This is a genomic window from Rhizobium johnstonii 3841 (assembly GCF_000009265.1).
Lineage (GTDB): Bacteria > Pseudomonadota > Alphaproteobacteria > Rhizobiales > Rhizobiaceae > Rhizobium > Rhizobium acaciae.
On sequence record NC_008380.1, the window covers coordinates 4014955 to 4030979 of the forward strand.

Annotated in this window: 15 protein-coding genes; 7 read left to right on the forward strand and 8 right to left on the reverse strand. The window is 61.8% G+C overall.

Translation table 11 applies throughout. The features are described 5' to 3' along the window. Window positions 1-543, reverse strand: a complete 543-nt coding sequence (locus RL_RS19605) for a hypothetical protein (RefSeq protein ID WP_011653243.1) — start codon at window positions 541-543, stop codon at window positions 1-3. 132 nt (window positions 544-675) lie between these two features. Between RL_RS19605 and RL_RS19610 the strand changes: the two genes are divergently transcribed. Beyond that, window positions 676-1149, forward strand: coding sequence for a cupin domain-containing protein (locus tag RL_RS19610; RefSeq protein ID WP_011653244.1), 474 nt, complete (start codon window positions 676-678; stop codon window positions 1147-1149). A gap of 86 nt (window positions 1150-1235) precedes the next feature. Here the strand turns inward: RL_RS19610 and RL_RS19615 are convergent, their stop codons facing one another. The 5 genes from RL_RS19615 to RL_RS19635 all read right to left on the reverse strand — a co-directional run bounded on the left by RL_RS19615 (window position 1236) and on the right by RL_RS19635 (window position 7322). Further along, window positions 1236-2345: a sn-glycerol-3-phosphate import ATP-binding protein UgpC gene (locus RL_RS19615; RefSeq protein ID WP_011653245.1), complete on the reverse strand. Its 1110-nt coding sequence runs from the start codon at window positions 2343-2345 to the stop codon at window positions 1236-1238. 12 nt (window positions 2346-2357) lie between these two features. Then, on the reverse strand, window positions 2358-3272 hold the full coding sequence (locus RL_RS19620; RefSeq protein WP_011653246.1) for an ABC transporter permease subunit: 915 nt from the start codon (window positions 3270-3272) through the stop codon (window positions 2358-2360). 10 nt (window positions 3273-3282) lie between these two features. Then, a complete protein-coding gene (locus RL_RS19625) occupies window positions 3283-4167 on the reverse strand; it encodes a carbohydrate ABC transporter permease (RefSeq protein WP_003542466.1) in 885 nt (294 codons plus the stop codon). Window positions 4168-4399: 232 nt separating this feature from the next. After that, a complete protein-coding gene (locus RL_RS19630; protein WP_003542468.1) occupies window positions 4400-5755 on the reverse strand; it encodes an extracellular solute-binding protein in 1356 nt (451 codons plus the stop codon). Window positions 5756-6116: 361 nt separating this feature from the next. Next, window positions 6117-7322: an ROK family transcriptional regulator gene (locus RL_RS19635; protein WP_011653247.1), complete on the reverse strand. Its 1206-nt coding sequence runs from the start codon at window positions 7320-7322 to the stop codon at window positions 6117-6119. 223 nt (window positions 7323-7545) lie between these two features. Here RL_RS19635 and RL_RS19640 point away from each other — a divergent pair, with 223 nt between their 5' ends. From RL_RS19640 to RL_RS19665, 6 genes are all read left to right on the forward strand, one after another. Continuing rightward, window positions 7546-8784, forward strand: coding sequence for an extracellular solute-binding protein (locus RL_RS19640; RefSeq protein WP_011653248.1), 1239 nt, complete (start codon window positions 7546-7548; stop codon window positions 8782-8784). 73 nt (window positions 8785-8857) lie between these two features. Continuing rightward, window positions 8858-9742: a carbohydrate ABC transporter permease gene (locus tag RL_RS19645; protein WP_003562044.1), complete on the forward strand. Its 885-nt coding sequence runs from the start codon at window positions 8858-8860 to the stop codon at window positions 9740-9742. Next, window positions 9742-10587, forward strand: a complete 846-nt coding sequence (locus RL_RS19650) for a carbohydrate ABC transporter permease (protein ID WP_011653249.1) — start codon at window positions 9742-9744, stop codon at window positions 10585-10587. The genes RL_RS19645 and RL_RS19650 overlap by 1 nt, the downstream gene beginning before the upstream one ends. Next, on the forward strand, window positions 10584-11606 hold the full coding sequence (locus RL_RS19655) for an SIS domain-containing protein (RefSeq protein WP_011653250.1): 1023 nt from the start codon (window positions 10584-10586) through the stop codon (window positions 11604-11606). Before RL_RS19650 ends, RL_RS19655 begins: the two co-directional genes overlap by 4 nt. Beyond that, window positions 11607-12536 (forward strand): PfkB family carbohydrate kinase, encoded by a 930-nt coding sequence (locus RL_RS19660; protein ID WP_011653251.1) that lies wholly within the window; start codon window positions 11607-11609, stop codon window positions 12534-12536. After that, on the forward strand, window positions 12533-13606 hold the full coding sequence (locus tag RL_RS19665) for an ABC transporter ATP-binding protein (protein ID WP_011653252.1): 1074 nt from the start codon (window positions 12533-12535) through the stop codon (window positions 13604-13606). Before RL_RS19660 ends, RL_RS19665 begins: the two co-directional genes overlap by 4 nt. A gap of 28 nt (window positions 13607-13634) precedes the next feature. Here RL_RS19665 and RL_RS19670 read toward each other — a convergent pair whose 3' ends face one another. Further along, on the reverse strand, window positions 13635-14462 hold the full coding sequence (locus tag RL_RS19670; protein ID WP_041936439.1) for a glycoside hydrolase family 16 protein: 828 nt from the start codon (window positions 14460-14462) through the stop codon (window positions 13635-13637). Between the two features lie 50 nt (window positions 14463-14512). Further along, a complete protein-coding gene (locus RL_RS19675; RefSeq protein WP_011653254.1) occupies window positions 14513-15994 on the reverse strand; it encodes a lipopolysaccharide biosynthesis protein in 1482 nt (493 codons plus the stop codon). Window positions 15995-16025 lie beyond the last annotated feature (31 nt).

Here is a 16025-nt window from a genome sequence, read left to right on the forward strand (position 1 = left end):
TCAGGATGTGGATGAACTGGCGCCTTCGGCAAAGGCTTCAAGCTCGGGGTCGAAGTCGACCTCGACGACATTGTTGAAGACGGCGGTGGCCAGCATGATGCCGGCGAAGGCAACGAGATCGACGAGCACCTTGGTCTCGTAGCGCTGTTTCAGCTTCGCCCAGAGTTCGGCGGGAACAGCGTTGGAATCGGCGACGATGGCCTTGCCGAAGGCGTCGAGCAGCGCTTCCTCGTCGGAAAGCTCCAGCGCATCGGGATTGAAACCCTTGTTGATTAGCGCCCGGCGAAAGAAGGTGATGGCGATCTTCGATTTCGCCGCCTTCGAGATCGCATGCGAGAAAATCCAGATCGCCCGGTCGCTGACATCAGGATCGAGCTCGGCCCGCAGCGTGAACCATTCGGCATAGATACGGTGGGCGGCGGGCGAATGCAGCAGCGTGCGCTTCATGTTGGTCATCCGCCCGCGTAGCCTGACTTCTTCGTCATGCGCCGCACGAACCTCTTCCGAAGCGGTGTCGTAGTCGATTTGCGGGAGGTGGCTCATCGGGATCCGTTCTTTCCTTAGGCACACAGAAGCTATCGGTGCGGAGATGTCGTGTGGCTGCGCAACGGCAAATCCGCTTGGCCGCCGCCCGGCTGCCGCTTAGACTGACGAAATCGAAAGTGGAGGCAAGGCATGGGCGACGACCACGAGCATCATCATGTCGACTGGCGGGAACATGGCGTCAAGGTCATCCCCGGTAATTCGCTCGATCCGAACACCGCGCAGACGCCGGGCATGAGCCGCGCGACCGCGATCAACAATGCGCGCGCCGGCGCCGAAAAGATCTGGGCCGGCACGGTGACGATCCATGCCAACGCCAAGACCGGCGCCCATCACCACGGCGATCTCGAAAGCATCATTTACGTGGTCAAGGGCAAGGCCCGCATGCGCTGGGGCGAGCATCTGGAATATACCGCGGAGGCTGGCCCAGGCGACTTCATCTATGTTCCGCCCTATGTGCCGCATCAGGAGATCAACGCCAGCCGCGACGAGACGCTGGAATGCGTTCTCGTCCGCTCAGGCCAGGAACCGGTCGTCGTCAACCTCGACATCGAGCCGGTCGAAAAACCGGAAGACGTCGCGTGGATCGACCCGATCCACCGATAGAGCAATTCACCTTCGAGCAAACGGCTGACATCCTCAGCCGCCGAACGCTCTGCCAAGATCATCGCAAAGGATCGTCGCAGACCGCTTTAGGCGTGGACGGCGCCTGCGTTATTCATAACAGGGTTCTCGATGATCCGGCCGGTATCGGCAGCGTAGAGGTGGATCTGGTCGTAATCGATCGCGATGCCGATCGGATCGCCCGACTTCACCTTCACGGCCTCAGTCAGCGCCACGGCAAAGGGCAGCCCATCGAAATCGGCGTGGACGATGCGGCTTGCGCCGAGTTCTTCGATGAAATCGGCCGTTGCGGTGAGAGCGCCCGGCGCATCAGGGGCCACCAGCCGGGCAGCCTCGGCGCGCATGCCGAGCACGACGCGTTTGCCTTTCAGCGGTGCGGCACGCTCGCGCGGCAGTGCGACCTTGCGGCTTTGATCGTAGACGAAGACGCCCTCGTCATTGATCGTGCCCTCGAGCAGGTTCATTGCCGGTGTGCCGACGAAGCCCGCGACGAAACGCGAGACCGGATGATGATAGACCTCTTCCGGCGTGCCGACCTGCTCCACCCTGCCGCCGTTCATCACCACCAGCCGGTCGGCCAGCGTCATCGCCTCGGTCTGGTCATGCGTGACGAAGATCGAAGTGGCGCCGAGGCGGCGGTGCAGGCGGCGGATTTCGGCGCGCATGGCGATACGCAGCTTTGCGTCGAGGTTCGACAACGGCTCGTCGAAGAGGAATACCTTCGGTTCGCGGATCATCGCTCGGCCCATGGCGACGCGCTGGCGCTGACCGCCGGAAAGAGCGGCGGGCCGACGTTCGAGGAAGGGTTCGAGGCTGAGCGCCTTGGCGACCTCGCCGATGCGCCGCTGACGCTCCGCCTTCGAGACGCCGGCCACCTTCAATGCGTAACCGATATTCTCGGCAACGCTCATATGCGGATAAAGCGCATAGTTCTGGAAGACCATGGCACAGCCGCGCTCGCGCGGCTCCAACTGGTTGACGACGCGGCCGTCAATGGCGATTTCACCGCCGGTGATTTCCTCGAGGCCGGCGATCATGCGCAGCAGCGTGGACTTGCCGCAGCCGGACGGGCCGAGGATGACGATGAACTCGCCCGACTGGATGTCGAGATCGACGCCGTGAACGACGGGGGTCTTGCCGTAGTTTTTCTTCACGCCACGAATGGAGATCGGTGCCAAGGGAGTACTCCTTCACTTCTCGGTGGAGATAAGGCCGCGTACGAACCAGCGCTGCATCAGAATGACGAGGATCAATGGCGGCGACATGATGATCAGGGTTCCGGCCATTGCGACGTTCCAGTCGGGCAGGCCGAATTCGGACGGGATGAGGGTCTTGAGCTGCGTCACGGCGATGCCGAAATTCGGATCGGTGGTGATCAGCAGCGGCCAGAGATACTGGTTCCAGGCCCAGACGAACATGATGGTGAAGAGCGCGATCATATTTGGGCGGGAGAGCGGCAGCAGAATGTCCCAGAAGAACCGGACCGGGCCTGATCCGTCCATCTTCGAGGCCTCGGCAAGCTCGTCCGGAACCGTCAGGTAGAACTGCCGGTAGAGGAAGGTGCCGGTCGCGGTCGCGACCAGCGGCAGAACGAGACCGGGATAGGAATTCAGCAGGCCCCATTCGAGCTTGATCTGAACGCCGGTGATCTGCGCGACGAGCCAGCTTATGCCGGTGACGTCGAGGATCGTCTGGAAAGGCTGCAGCGCGTTGGCCGCAATCGAATAGGTCGGCACGATGCGGACTTCCAGCGGCAGCATCAGCGTGATGAAGATGATCCAGAAAATCACATACCGGCCGCGAAAGCGGAAGTAGACGATCGAGAAGGCTGCCATGGAAGACAGCATCACCTTGCCGGCGCCGACGGTTGCGGCGAAGATGACGCTGTGAAACAGCTTGTTGCCGAGATCGGCGCGAACCCAGGCGGTCTGCGCGTTTTCCCAGAAATGCGAGCCTGGAACCAGCGGCAGCGGCACACGATTGACCGTCTCCAGATCAAGCGTCGAGGCGATGATGACGATGGCGAAAGGCAGAAGCGCGATCACCATGCCGAGCGCGAGAAGCGTATAGCAGATGAAGTTGAATATCGGCGTGCGTTCGATCATGTCCGCGACCTCACTTGTAATGCACGCGCCGCTCGATGAAGCGGAACTGGAAGATGGTGAGCAGGACAACGAGCACCATCAAGATGATGGACTGCGCTGCAGCGCCCGAATAGTCGAGACCTCTGAAGCCATCGAAATAGATCTTGTAGACCATGAGCTCGGTGGCGCGCGCCGGGCCGCCCTGCGTCATGACGTCGACGATACCGAAGGAATCCTGGAAACTCTCGGTGATGTTGATGACGAGCAGGAAGAACAGCGTCGGCGTCAGCAGGGGCAGCTGGATATCCCAGATCCGGCGCATCGGCCCCGAACCGTCCATTGCGGCGGCCTCGATCAGCGAGCGCGGAATGCCTTGCAGCGCCGAGAGGAAGAAGATGAAGTTGTAGCCGATATACTTCCAGGAGAAGGCCACGACGACCGCGATCATCGCGTCCTTGCCGTCGAGCGCGGGGTTCCAGAGGCCGGGCCAGACGTGGTTGATAACAGACAGAAGGCCGGCCTCCGGCGCCAGGATGAAGCGGAAGGCGAGGCCGAGAGCGGGAGCGGCAATTGCGTAAGGCCAGATGAAGACTGACCGGTAGACTTTGTGGCCGCGCAGTTCACGATCCGTCAAAAGCGCCAGGATCAGCGCCAGCCCCATGGCAATGGCCGTCGAGCTGAAGCCGAAGATCATGCTGCGGGTGATCGAGTCCCAATAAACAGGATCGGTGAGCAGCTGTCTGAAATTGTCGAAACCGACCCAGGCATTACCGCCGCCCCATGGCTGCTCGAGCGTGAACGCCCAATACAGCGCCTGCGCGCTCGGCCAGTAGAAGAAGACGAAGATCAGCAACAGCATCGGAAATGCGAAGAGCAGTCCGATCGTCGTCGAGGAGAAAGTGACGCGCTTTTCCATGAGTGGCCGTTTTCGTCCTGGTTTGGTTTAAAGCATGTCGCGCAAAACTGTGCAGCAGTTTCGCTGTAGCGACATGCGTAAAAATATAGATCTAAAGCGCGAGCAGCGAACCTGAAAGATTGCGGCGCGCTTCAGGCGCGGGCGGCGAGCTCGCATCCGCGGCCGACTAAAGAACTTACAAAGACGCACCCGGCGCGCAAAACGCGGGCCGGGTGCGGCTCATATCAGCCGATCAGGGGAGCTGAACGTTCTTGTAGGTCTGCTGGAAGCGACGCAGGAGCGTATTGCCGCGTTCGGCAGCACTGTCGAGCGAAGCCTGGACATCGGCATTGTTGACGAAGATTGCCTGCAGACCATTGGCGATTTCGGTGCGGACCTGCAGCAGGCCACCGAGGCGGATGCCCTGCGGAGCCGCGTCGCCAGCCGGCGAAGCGGTCAGGCTCTGAATGGCGAGTTCGCGGCCGGCATAAGGCGCCTTGCCGTAGAAACCCTGCTTATTCAGATATTCGAAACCGGAGTTGCGAACCGGGATGTAGCCGGTAACGGTCGACCAGGTAAGAGCTTCTTCCGGCTTTGCGATGAAGTTAAAGAACGCGGCAGCAGCCTTGTATTCGGCGTCGGAGTGACCCTGCAGAACCCAGAGCGAAGCGCCGCCGACATAAGAGCTGTGACGGGTTGCGTCGCCGTAGGTCGGGAGCATGGCAACGTCCCAGTTCATGCCTTGCTTGGCGGTGCGGCCAACGTTGCCGTGGTCGCCGACGGAGGTCAGGATGACCTGGCAATCGCCAGCGGCAAAGGCTTCGACGAAGGTCTGGCCGACAGCCTTGTTCTTGATAACGACCAGCTTGTCGTCGTACCAGGACTTGAGGTCCTTGATGTAGCTGACGAGAAGCGGGTTCTTGTTGAACACCAGCTCGGCGTCGAGACCTTCAAAGCCGTTCTTCTTCGTGGCGATCGCTTCGCCGTTGACGGCTTCGAACTGCTCGATGTATTGCCAGACTTCGTTGTTGGAGATGTCAAAGCCGAGCGGGCAAGCATAGCCTGCATCCTTCAGAGCCTTGAGGTCCTCGCCTGCTTCCTTCCAGGTCGCCGGAGCATGATCCTTGCCGATCTTGGCGAAGGCGTCCTTGTTCCAATAGAGAAGAGCGGTCGAGGAGTTGAAGGGGAAGGAGTACATCTCGCCCTTCGATGTCGCGTAGTAGCCGGAGATACCGGAGAAGTAGTCCTTCCAGTCGACGGTGTAGCCCATGTCGGTCATCAGCTTGTTGGCCGGGTAGTAGGCGCCGGAGAGCATGATGTCGAGGGTGCCGGCGTCGGAGACCTGGGCGATGGTCGGCTGCTTGCCGGCGCGGAAGGCAGCAATGGTGTTCTGCAGGGACGCGTCGTAGCTGCCCTGGCTGGTGCAGACGACTTCGTAGTCGGCCTGCGACTGGTTGAAGCGATCGCACTGCTCCTGGACACGCTTTGCGATGTCACCGGAATTGCCGAACCAGAAGTCAATCTTGGTCTTATCGGCGGCGGCAGCGGGACCAGCAAGAAACGCTGTAGCGAGAAGGGCGCCAACGGCGCCGAGAAGCTTGGCTTGCATGAGAACCTCGAACGTAAAAGGACGCGCACTTTCAGCGCACGCCCTATTAGCTGGTTCAAATTGCCGCCGCCAATGAATATTACATGACATGAAATGTTCCAATTCTAGTTGTCACAAAACAGTCATACAATCATTATTCGTAACATTTCGAGAAATATTTAGAGGAACTTAGCAGGACTCTCAAATGTATTTGAAATACTATATACTTACATTAAAATAAACACAATTTTAGAAGGCGTTTAATGTTTAATTATATTGGAAAGAAGCGCCTTTATTCGTGCGTCCAGCTGGAATGAAACTTGCAAAAACAGCCGCATTTTGCCGTTGCACTGCTGTGCAACGCTCGGTTTCAGCCTCAAAATCAAAGGGAATCCTTCAAAATTGCAGCAAAACGCGGGTCGAACGCACGGCTGATCGGTCCCGCGGCAGCCCCGAGCGCCACAGACCAGGGATCGGCCATGCCGGGCTGCAGGCGCGGCAGCGTCCGGCCACGGCGTTCGGCGATCGAAGGCAGCAACGGGCCGATTGCCGCAATCAACCTGTTCACCAGCGCTTCCGGCGCGCTGCCGCAGAGGATCACGGTCTGCGGATCGAACAGTGTCTCGATGAGATGGATGCTCCAGCGCAGGTCCACAGCGGCCGCCTCGACCCAGGCGTCGATGCTTTGATCGCCCCTCAAGGCAAGGTCGTTGATCCGTGCATAAAGGCCGGGATCGGCGGGATCGACCGACAGATGCTGATAGAGCGAGGCGAGCGAGGCGCGATGTTCGAGCGGCGTCGATTTGCCGTCGGCAAACAGCAGCGCCATGCCGATCTCGCCGGCATTGCCGTTGGTGCCACGATAGAGCTCGCCGTTCAGAATGAGGCCGGCGCCGATGCCATAGCCGACGAAGAGGCAGACGGCATGGTCGATGCCGTGGGCGGCTCCCACCATGCGCTCGGCGGTCGCTGCCGCCGCCGCATCGTTCTGCAGGCCGACATCGAGCCCGGTGCCGGCGGTCAGCGTTTCCAACAACGGAAATTTTTGCCAGGCCTCCATCATCCACGGATCGTCGCCGCTGCCGGCAACCCCGAAAGGCCCGGGCATCGCGGCGCCGAGGCCGACCAGCCGCTTTTCCGACTGCTGGACGATCCCGGCAAGCTTTGAGCGTATGCCGGCGACGAGATCGAGGATGACCTTCGTCCCGTTCGACGGACCTCCGGGTGGCAGGCCGGCCTCATCACGCACGAGAACGCTGCCGACGAGATCGACGGCGACCGCCCGCGTCACATGCCGGTCGATCTGCAGGCCGATTGCAAAGGCCCCTTCGGGCACTAGGCCGTAGGGTGTCGACGGCTGCCCCCTGCCCCTCCTCACCGCCTCTTGCGAACTGACGAGACCATCGCGCTCGAGTTCCTCGATGATATTGGACACCGTCTGCTTGGTCAGCCTCGTCGCCCGCGCCAGATCAGCGCGTGAAAGCGCACCGTTGATCCTGAGGGCATCGATCATCACGCGCCGGTTATGCGCGCTGGTGCCTTCGTGATTGGTGCCGCTCTTGGCCCTGATCGGGCGGCTGTCATTCATGTGCAATTCCCTCTTGACTCCAATAGAATGTTGAAGAAGTAATAAGTCAAGACACTTGACTTATTAAGGAACCGGAGAGTTCCAGGGAACGCAGGAGCCGGGCAACGGCTCCGACGACGCTCCGAGGCGACGAACCGGCACGCTTTCCGCGCGTGCCTTCTCGAACACCGATGGCGGAGGACCGCCCTCGGCAATGCGTAAATGTCAAAAACTGGAGGCTGTAATGCTGAAATCCTTTAACAAGACGCTTCTGGGTGCGGCCTTGATCGGCGCATCCCTTGCGCCGCACGCTTTCGCCGAAACGACGCTGAACGCGCTTTTCATGGCCCAGGCCGCCTATAGCGAGGCCGATGCGCGCGCCATGACCGACGCCTTCGCCAAGGCGAACCCCGATATCAAGGTCAATCTCGAATTCGTTCCCTATGAAGGCCTGCACGACAAGACGGTGCTGGCGCAGGGTTCCGGCGGCGGCTACGACGTCGTCCTCTTCGACGTCATCTGGCCGGCCGAATACGCCACCAACAAGGTGCTGGTCGACGTCTCCTCGCGCGTCACCGACGAGATGAAGAAGGGCGTGCTGCCGGGTGCCTGGACCACCGTGCAATATGACGGCAAATATTACGGCATGCCGTGGATCCTCGACACCAAATATCTGTTCTATAACAAGGAAATCCTCGAAAAGGCCGGCATCAAGGTTCCGCCTAAGACCTGGGACGAGCTGACCGAGCAGGCAAAGACGATCAAGGACAAGGGCCTGCTCGCCACCCCGATCGCCTGGAGCTGGTCGCAGGCCGAAGCCGCGATCTGCGATTACACCACGCTCGTCAGCGCCTATGGCGGCGATTTCCTGAAAGACGGCAAGCCGGCCTTCCAGACCGGCGGCGGCCTCGATGCGTTGAAATACATGGTTTCCAGCTATTCCTCGGGCCTCACCAATCCGAACTCCAAGGAATTCCTGGAAGAGGACGTCCGCAAGGTCTTCGAAAACGGCGATGCCGCCTTCGCGCTGAACTGGACCTACATGTACAACATGGCCAACAATCCGGAGGACAGCAAGGTCGCAGGCAAGGTCGGCGTCGTGCCGGCGCCGGGTATTGCCGGGAAGAGCGAGGCTTCGGCCGTCAACGGCTCGATGGGCCTCGGCATCACCTCGGCCAGCCAGCATCCTGATGAAGCCTGGAAATACATTACCTTCATGACCTCGCAGGCGACGCAGAATGCCTATGCCAAGCTCAGCCTGCCGATCTGGGCCTCCTCCTATGAGGACCCAGCGGTCACCAAGGGCCAGGAAGAGCTGATCTCCGCCGCCAAGATCGGCTTGGCCGCCATGTATCCGCGTCCGACGACGCCGAAATATCAGGAGCTCTCGACCGCGCTGCAGCAGGCGATCCAGGAATCGCTGCTCGGCCAGTCCTCTCCCGAAGACGCGCTGAAGTCGGCCGCCGACAATAGCGGCCTCTGATCAAGCATGAAGACCCGGGCGGCGTCTGCCGTCGCCCGGTCTCCTAAACCTATAATGAAGAAGGGTCGCCTTGATGTCGGGCACTTGGCTGACAACCCGCGCGTGGCTTTTGATGCTGCCGCTTCTCGTGGTCATGATATCAGTCATCGGCTGGCCTCTGATCGATACCGTCGGCCTCTCCTTCACCGATGCCAAGCTCGTCGGCACGGAAGGAAACTTCGTCGGCATCGACAATTACGCGAAGATGATCTCCGGCTCGAATTTCCAGCGCACGCTTGTTACCACCGCATGGTTCGCGATCGTCTCGGTCGCCGCCGAAATGGTGATCGGCGTTCTGGCAGCCCTGCTGCTGAACCAGCAGTTTCGCGGCCGCACCGCGCTTCGCGCCCTGATGATCCTGCCCTGGGCGCTGCCGACCGTCGTCAACGCCACGCTCTGGCGGCTGATCTACAATCCGGAATACGGCGCACTGAACGCCGCGCTGACCCAACTCGGCCTGCTGGAGGCCTACCGCTCCTGGCTCGGCGAACCGGGCACGGCGCTGGCGGCCCTCATCGTCGCCGATTGCTGGAAGAATTTCCCGCTGGTGGCGCTGATCGCGCTGGCCGCACTCCAGGCCGTGCCGCGCGACATCACCGCCGCCTCGCTGGTCGACGGCGCCGGCGCTTTCGCCCGCTTCCGCTTTGTCATCCTGCCCTATCTCGCCGGTCCATTGATGGTGGCCCTGGTGCTGCGCACGATCGAGGCCTTCAAGGTGTTCGACATCATCTGGGTCATGACCCGCGGCGGCCCGGCCAACAGCACGCGCACGCTGTCGATCCTCGTCTATCAGGAAGCCTTCTCCTTCCAGCGGGCGGGCTCCGGCGCCTCGCTGGCTTTGATCGTCACGCTGCTGGTGACGCTGCTTGCTGCCGGCTACGCCGCTCTGGTGCGCAAGACGGCGGGGAGTGCGGCCTGATGGAACGCCAAAGCCCGCTTTTTTCCGCCTTCATATATGTCTGCGCGCTGCTGCTTGCCGCCGTCATCCTGGCGCCGATCCTGTGGCTGTTCATCATGAGCATCTCGCCGGCCGCCGACCTTGCGGCAAAGCCGCTGCGCTGGTGGCCGCAGACGGCAGATTTCTCGCGCTACGGCGTGCTGCTCTCGACGCTCGAAAACAGCGCCGGCGCCGCCTTCACCTCGTCGCTGCGCAACAGCATCGAAGTGGCGGGCATGGCGACGATCGCCGCTATTGCGCTGGCTATTCCGGCCGGCTGGGCCGTGTCGCGCGCGCCTTCGGTCGGCTGGTCGCTGTCGATGGTGATCGCCACCTACATGCTGCCGCCGGTGGCGCTCGCCGTGCCGCTCTATATGGGGCTTTCCCATCTCGGCATGCTGAACAACGTCTTCGGCCTCGCGCTCGTCTATCTCACCATCCTTGCGCCCTTCACCACCTGGCTGATGAAATCGGGTTTCGATTCCATCCCGCGCGAAATCGAATCCGCCGCGATGATCGACGGCGCCGGCCTGTTCCAGACGCTCAGGATCATCACGCTGCCGCTGGCAGCCCCCGTGGTGGCGACGTCAAGCCTCTTTGCCTTCCTGCTTGCCTGGGATGAATTCTTCTATGCGCTGCTCTTCACCTCGGACCAGCGCGCCAAGACGCTGACCGTCGCCATTGCCGATCTCGCCGGCGGCCGCGTTTCCGATTACGGACTGATCGCGACGGCAGGCGTGCTCGCCGCCCTGCCGCCTGTGCTGATCGGTCTCGTCATGCAACGCGCCCTGATTTCGGGGCTCACCAGCGGCGGCGTCAAGGGATGAACATGACATCAAAAAGACCCCGGCCGGCCGGACTTGCCGCGATCGATCGCGAAATGGCGCGCCAGCATGCCGATGCGATCGCCTCCTACGAAGCTGCCCAGCCGATGGCAGCCAAGGCCGCCGCCTCGCTGAAAAAGACCGGCAGGCTGCTGCTCATCGGCATGGGAGGCTCGCATGCCGTCAACCGCGCCGTCGAGCCGCTCTACCGGACGCTCGGCATCGATGCCGTCGCCTTGCCGCTGTCAGAACAGCTCGGCCAGCCGCTGCCGATCGCCGGCAGGACGATCTTCGTCACCTCACAATCCGGCGAAAGCGCCGAGGTCGTGCGTTGGTTCAACGAGACCGGCGGCACGAAGGAGACTTTCGGCCTGACACTCGAAGGCAATTCCTTCCTCGCAAGAACCGCTCCGTCGCTGGTGGGCAGCGGCGGCACCGAGCTTGCCTTCGCCGCGACCCGCAGCCTGACGGTGACCTTCGCCCTGCATCTGGCGATCCTTTCCGCCCTCGGCGAAGATCCTGACACCGCACTTGCCGCCCTCAAGGCGCCGGAAGATCATGACATCGCCGCCGCTCTCTCGGCGCTCGAAAACGTCGCGACCGTCGTCACGTCGGGCCGCCGGCTGCAGGGTATCGCCGAGGCACTCGCGCTCGGATTGACAGAGCTGTCGCGCCGTCCCTGCTTCTCGCTCGAAGGCGGCCAGCTGCGCCACGGTCCGATGGAAATGCTGGGGCCGGAAATCGGCGTCGTGCTGTTCCGCGGCATGGACGAAACCGCCGACCTGGTGACGGCAATGGCGACATCCGCCGTCGAGACCGGCGCCCCGGTCATCCTGTTCGACGCATCCGGGCAAGCGCCGGTCGCCGGCGCGGTGACGATCCGTTTTGCGCCTGCAACCGGTCTTGCCGCGATCTTCGCCATGCTGCCGGTCGCCCAGCGGCTGATGATCGCCTTTGCCGATGCTCGCGTGGAGAATGCCGGAACGCCGGTTCGATCCACCAAAATCACCCGGAGCGAATGAATGCGGCCGCTTGCAGTCATCGGCAACGTCAATGTCGACCTGATCCTTGGCCCGGCCGCCCCCTGGCCAAAGGCCGGGACGGAAATCATCGTCGACCATGACGAGTTGCGCGTCGGCGGAGCCGCCGGCAACAGCGCGCTCGCCTGGCAAGCGCTCGGCGTCGAATTCGAGATCGCCGCCAATATCGGCAGTGATCAGTTCGGCCGCTGGCTGAGCGAAGCCTTCGGCCACCGTTCCGACAAGTGGCCGGTACGTCCTGAGAAAACGACGCTCTCCGTCGGCATCACCCATCCGGACGGCGAGCGCACCTTCTTCACGACGAGGGGCCACCTGCCGCGTTTCAGCCTGGCAGACGTCTTCGCCGTCATCGAGGGCGCAAGACTGCAGGGCGGCTACGCGCTTCTCTGCGGCTCGTTCCTGACCGACGATCTGACAGAAGAATACGGCAAGCTCTTCGGCTGGGCCGACAGCCATGGCATCACCGTCGCGCTCGATACCGGCTGGCCGCTCGACGGCTGGACCGACGAGAATTGTGCAGCGACACGCGCCTGGCTCTCCCGCAGCGGTGTCGCGCTGCTGAACGAGGTCGAATCGACGACGCTTGCCGGCATCGCCGATCCGATCGAGGCCGCGCGTCACATGAGGTCGCATATGCCGGCGGGTGCGATTGTCGTCGTCAAACGCGGCCCGGACGGCGCTCTCGCGATCGGGCCGGACGGCAGCTTGGTTTCGGTGGCAGCGCCCGTTGTCGAAGTCGTCGATACGATCGGCGCCGGCGATGTCTTCAACGCCGCCTTTCTCGCCGCGCTCGCAAGCGGTGAGCCGCTGGTTTCCTGCCTGATGGCGGGAACCGAGGTTGCCTCGCGCGCCATATCGACTCTTCCCCGCAACTATGGCGGCCCGACATCTCTTCAGGAGCCCGTGCGATGAGCGCGCTCGAAATTCAAAACATCCGCAAGACCTATGGCGACGTCGAGACGCTGAAAGGCATCGACATCTCGTTGGATAGCGGCGAGTTCCTGGTGCTGCTCGGCTCCTCCGGCTGCGGCAAGTCCACGCTGCTGAACATCATCGCCGGCCTTGCCGAGGCGACGAGCGGCGATGTCAGGATCGGCGGCCGCTCGGTGCTCGGCGTGCATCCGAAGGACCGCGACATCGCCATGGTCTTTCAATCCTACGCGCTTTATCCCAATCTGACGGTGCACCGGAACATCGGCTTCGGCCTGGAAATGCGCAAGGTGCCGGCGCAGGAGCGCGACAGGGCCGTACACGATGCTGCCAAGCTCCTGCAGATCGAAAACCTCCTCGACCGCAAGCCGAGCCAGCTTTCCGGCGGTCAGCGCCAGCGCGTCGCGATCGGTCGCGCGCTGGTGCGCAAACCTGAGGTATTCCTCTTCGACGAACCGCTCTCCAATCTTGACGCCAAGCTGCGCATGGAGATGCGCACCGAGATCAAGCGGCTGCATCAGATGCTGAAGACCACGGTCGTCTATGTCACCCATGACCAGATCGAGGCGATGACCCTTGCAAGCCGCATCGCCGTCATGCGCGACGGCCGCATCGAGCAGTTGGGCACGCCGGAGGAGATCTACAACCATCCGGCAACGCTCTATGTCGCGACCTTCGTCGGCGCGCCGCCGATGAACCTGCTGAAGGCGACGGCGCGTGACGGTGGCCTGGCGCTTTCAGGCTCCGATGCGATCCTGCCCCTGCCCGCTCGTTTCCGCCAGACTGCCGGCAATGGCCGCGACCTTATCCTCGGCATCCGTCCCGAGGCGCTTCGCACGGACGGCACCGGCCCGTCGATCGAGGCAAGCCTTGAGGTCGCAGAGCTGACCGGCCCGGAACTCGTCGTCACCGCCCTTGCCGGACATCAGCGGCTGATGGCCTGCCTGCCGCCACGCACACCGATCCGCGACAACGAAAAGCTCACCCTCTTTTTCGACGAGGAGGCAATGCATCTCTTCGATCCGGAAACCGGTCTCAGCTGCGGCTGTTAGCGACGGAACGGCTATCCCCGTCAGTTGTTCAATTCGCTGCATCAGTAGGCTTGCGCTTGTAGACGTGAATATAGTCGACGAGCAAAATGGAAGGATTGGGCGTTTCATCGATCGGCCAACCCGAGCCGAGTGCCAGGTTCACCAGCGGATAGAACGGCATGTGGAATTCCTTCGGCGTGTCGAAGCTCCAGATGAACTGACGGTCGAAGTAGAAGCTCGTTTTGTCGGCTTGGATATCGACGCCGTAGGTGTGATATTCACTGTTCAAAATGCCGTCCTGGACCTTTTGCCAATGGCCGCCGGTGCTGTTCTGGCCGCCCTGGCTCTGACGCCAGATATGAAAACCCATGCTGAATTCGTAGGGCGCGCGTCCGTAATATTCCAGGACGTCGATCTCGGCGGTGTATTTCGACCGGTCGAGCCCGATCAGCCAGAATGCCGGCCAGACGCCCTTGCCCGGCGGCAGCTTCATCCTTGCTTCGAAATAGCCGAACTGCTGCGAGAATCCTTCGCCTTTCGGGTTCACCGACGACAGCAGGCCCGAGCGCCAGGTTCCATCGGCCTCCTTGCGCGCTTCGATCTTCAGAATTCCCTGATCGGTGGTAAACGGAAAGCCGGGGGCCGGATCTGTGAAGCGGGCATCGCCGAAATCGCCGTTCCAGGGTGTATGGGCGATCCAGCGGGAACTTCTCTCCCCCCAGGCCGAGACGTCTAGACTGTCGAAACTCTCCTCGAACGTGAGCTGGTACGCATTGATATTGAGCGGTTCCTGAGCCACGCTGGGTTGGCCGGGCAACGCGCCCAGACCAAGAACGATAAGCAAACCCAGAGCCTTAGAAGATATCCCGTAACGCATTCTGCTCCTCCGAAAACGCCAAACCAATTTTTGCGCTGCACTTGTCTCGATCATGAGATGAGAACTCCGTTTCGTCGCGGCATGAGCCTTTGGACGACGATGGTCTCGATGCCGTCGGGCCTTCCGACAATTTGCCACACGAGCAGCGCGAAGACCCAGAAGATCGCCACTGCCGCCCCGCCGCAAAGCGCCAGGCTGGCGACCAGGTTGAGGCCGACAGGCATGGCAGCGAGCATCGGCTCTATCCACAGCAGGAAAGCGATCATCGGCAAGCTCGCGACCAGAGGCCTTAGAAAGGCGTGCAACTGAGCGGCGAACGTCGCGCCGATCAGCCGCCGCGTAATGATCAGCGATGCGGCATAGGCGACAAGCACCGCCACGATCCGCGCGCCCAGTGCTCCTGCCACCTGAAAATAGACAATGCCCAGGATGGTGACCGGAACCCTGACGGCGAACTCGGCAAACATCCGGAGAGCGAGATAACGGGTTTTGTTGAGCACCATGGCCAATGGCGGCATCATGTTCGTCGGAAGACCGAGCAGACTGCCGATGCACAACCACTGCAGAATCGGCGCGGCGGATGCCCATTTCTCGCCGACGATGATCCGCACGGCCGGCTCGGCAAGCAAAGCGAGCGCGATGAGGATGGGCGCTGCCACGAAGGTGATCGCGTTCGTCGCCTTCAGATAGGCAGCGATCAGATTACGACGGTCATCGACGGTCGAGAATGCCGCCATCAGCGGACGCAACAATGGCCCGACGAAGGTCTGGTATGGAATAGCGGCGATATTGTCGGCGACGCTGAAGGCGCCGAAAGTCGACAAGCCCGTAAAGCGCGGCAAAAGCAGCCGGTCCAGTTGCCAGTTGATCGAACTCAGCACCTGCGAGACGGTGTTCCAGCTGATCATGTCCTGAAAGTGCTTCCACTCGGAAAGGCTGAACCTCGGTCGCATCGGCGCAAAGACATAGGAGGTGATCGCCGCGGCGGTCGGGCCTGCAACCGCGCCGATCGCCAGCCCCCAATAGCTGCCGGTCGCGACCGCGACCCCGACACCGAACAGCAGTGTCGACCCCTTGGTGATGAGATCGAGTGCGAACTCGCGTTTGAAATCGAACCGCTGCATGAACAGAACCATGCGCGGGCTGATCACGCTGCGCATGGCAGGCGCAATCGAGAGCACAGCGACGAGAGAGAAAAGCCGGGGATCGTCATAGATCAGAGCCATCGGCCAGGAGATGAACATCATCAGCACGCTGATGGCCACGCCTCGTAACAGGCTGAGGGTAAGGGCGGTGGCAAACATATCGTCCGAAGGCGACGGCTGGCGCATGAGGGCCTGCGTCAGCGGCAGGTCCAGGATTGTCTCGACGATGACCAGAACCGAGGTCGCTATGGCGACAAGGCCGAAATCCGCCGGGCTCAAAAGCCTTGCGAGGATCAGGAGGCTGACGAAATCGAGCAGTCGCGCCAGGAACTTTCCGCTGATGGTCCAGATACTCGCCGTCGCCGTCCTCTGAGATACGCTTGACATGTCTATTTTCTATTCCTCGTCGACGGTTTCG

Coding starts and splice junctions, on each gene's coding strand:
- RL_RS19605 (WP_011653243.1), bottom strand. CDS start 543: ATGAGCCACCTCCCGCAAATCGACTACGACACCGCTTCGGAAGAGGTT.
- RL_RS19610 (WP_011653244.1), top strand. CDS start 676: ATGGGCGACGACCACGAGCATCATCATGTCGACTGGCGGGAACATGGC.
- RL_RS19620 (WP_011653246.1), bottom strand. CDS start 3,272: ATGATCGAACGCACGCCGATATTCAACTTCATCTGCTATACGCTTCTC.
- RL_RS19625 (WP_003542466.1), bottom strand. CDS start 4,167: ATGGAAAAGCGCGTCACTTTCTCCTCGACGACGATCGGACTGCTCTTC.
- RL_RS19630 (WP_003542468.1), bottom strand. CDS start 5,755: ATGCAAGCCAAGCTTCTCGGCGCCGTTGGCGCCCTTCTCGCTACAGCG.
- RL_RS19635 (WP_011653247.1), bottom strand. CDS start 7,322: ATGAATGACAGCCGCCCGATCAGGGCCAAGAGCGGCACCAATCACGAA.
- RL_RS19640 (WP_011653248.1), top strand. CDS start 7,546: ATGCTGAAATCCTTTAACAAGACGCTTCTGGGTGCGGCCTTGATCGGC.
- RL_RS19645 (WP_003562044.1), top strand. CDS start 8,858: ATGTCGGGCACTTGGCTGACAACCCGCGCGTGGCTTTTGATGCTGCCG.
- RL_RS19650 (WP_011653249.1), top strand. CDS start 9,742: ATGGAACGCCAAAGCCCGCTTTTTTCCGCCTTCATATATGTCTGCGCG.
- RL_RS19655 (WP_011653250.1), top strand. CDS start 10,584: ATGAACATGACATCAAAAAGACCCCGGCCGGCCGGACTTGCCGCGATC.
- RL_RS19660 (WP_011653251.1), top strand. CDS start 11,607: ATGCGGCCGCTTGCAGTCATCGGCAACGTCAATGTCGACCTGATCCTT.
- RL_RS19665 (WP_011653252.1), top strand. CDS start 12,533: ATGAGCGCGCTCGAAATTCAAAACATCCGCAAGACCTATGGCGACGTC.
- RL_RS19670 (WP_041936439.1), bottom strand. CDS start 14,462: ATGCGTTACGGGATATCTTCTAAGGCTCTGGGTTTGCTTATCGTTCTT.
- RL_RS19675 (WP_011653254.1), bottom strand. CDS start 15,994: ATGTCAAGCGTATCTCAGAGGACGGCGACGGCGAGTATCTGGACCATC.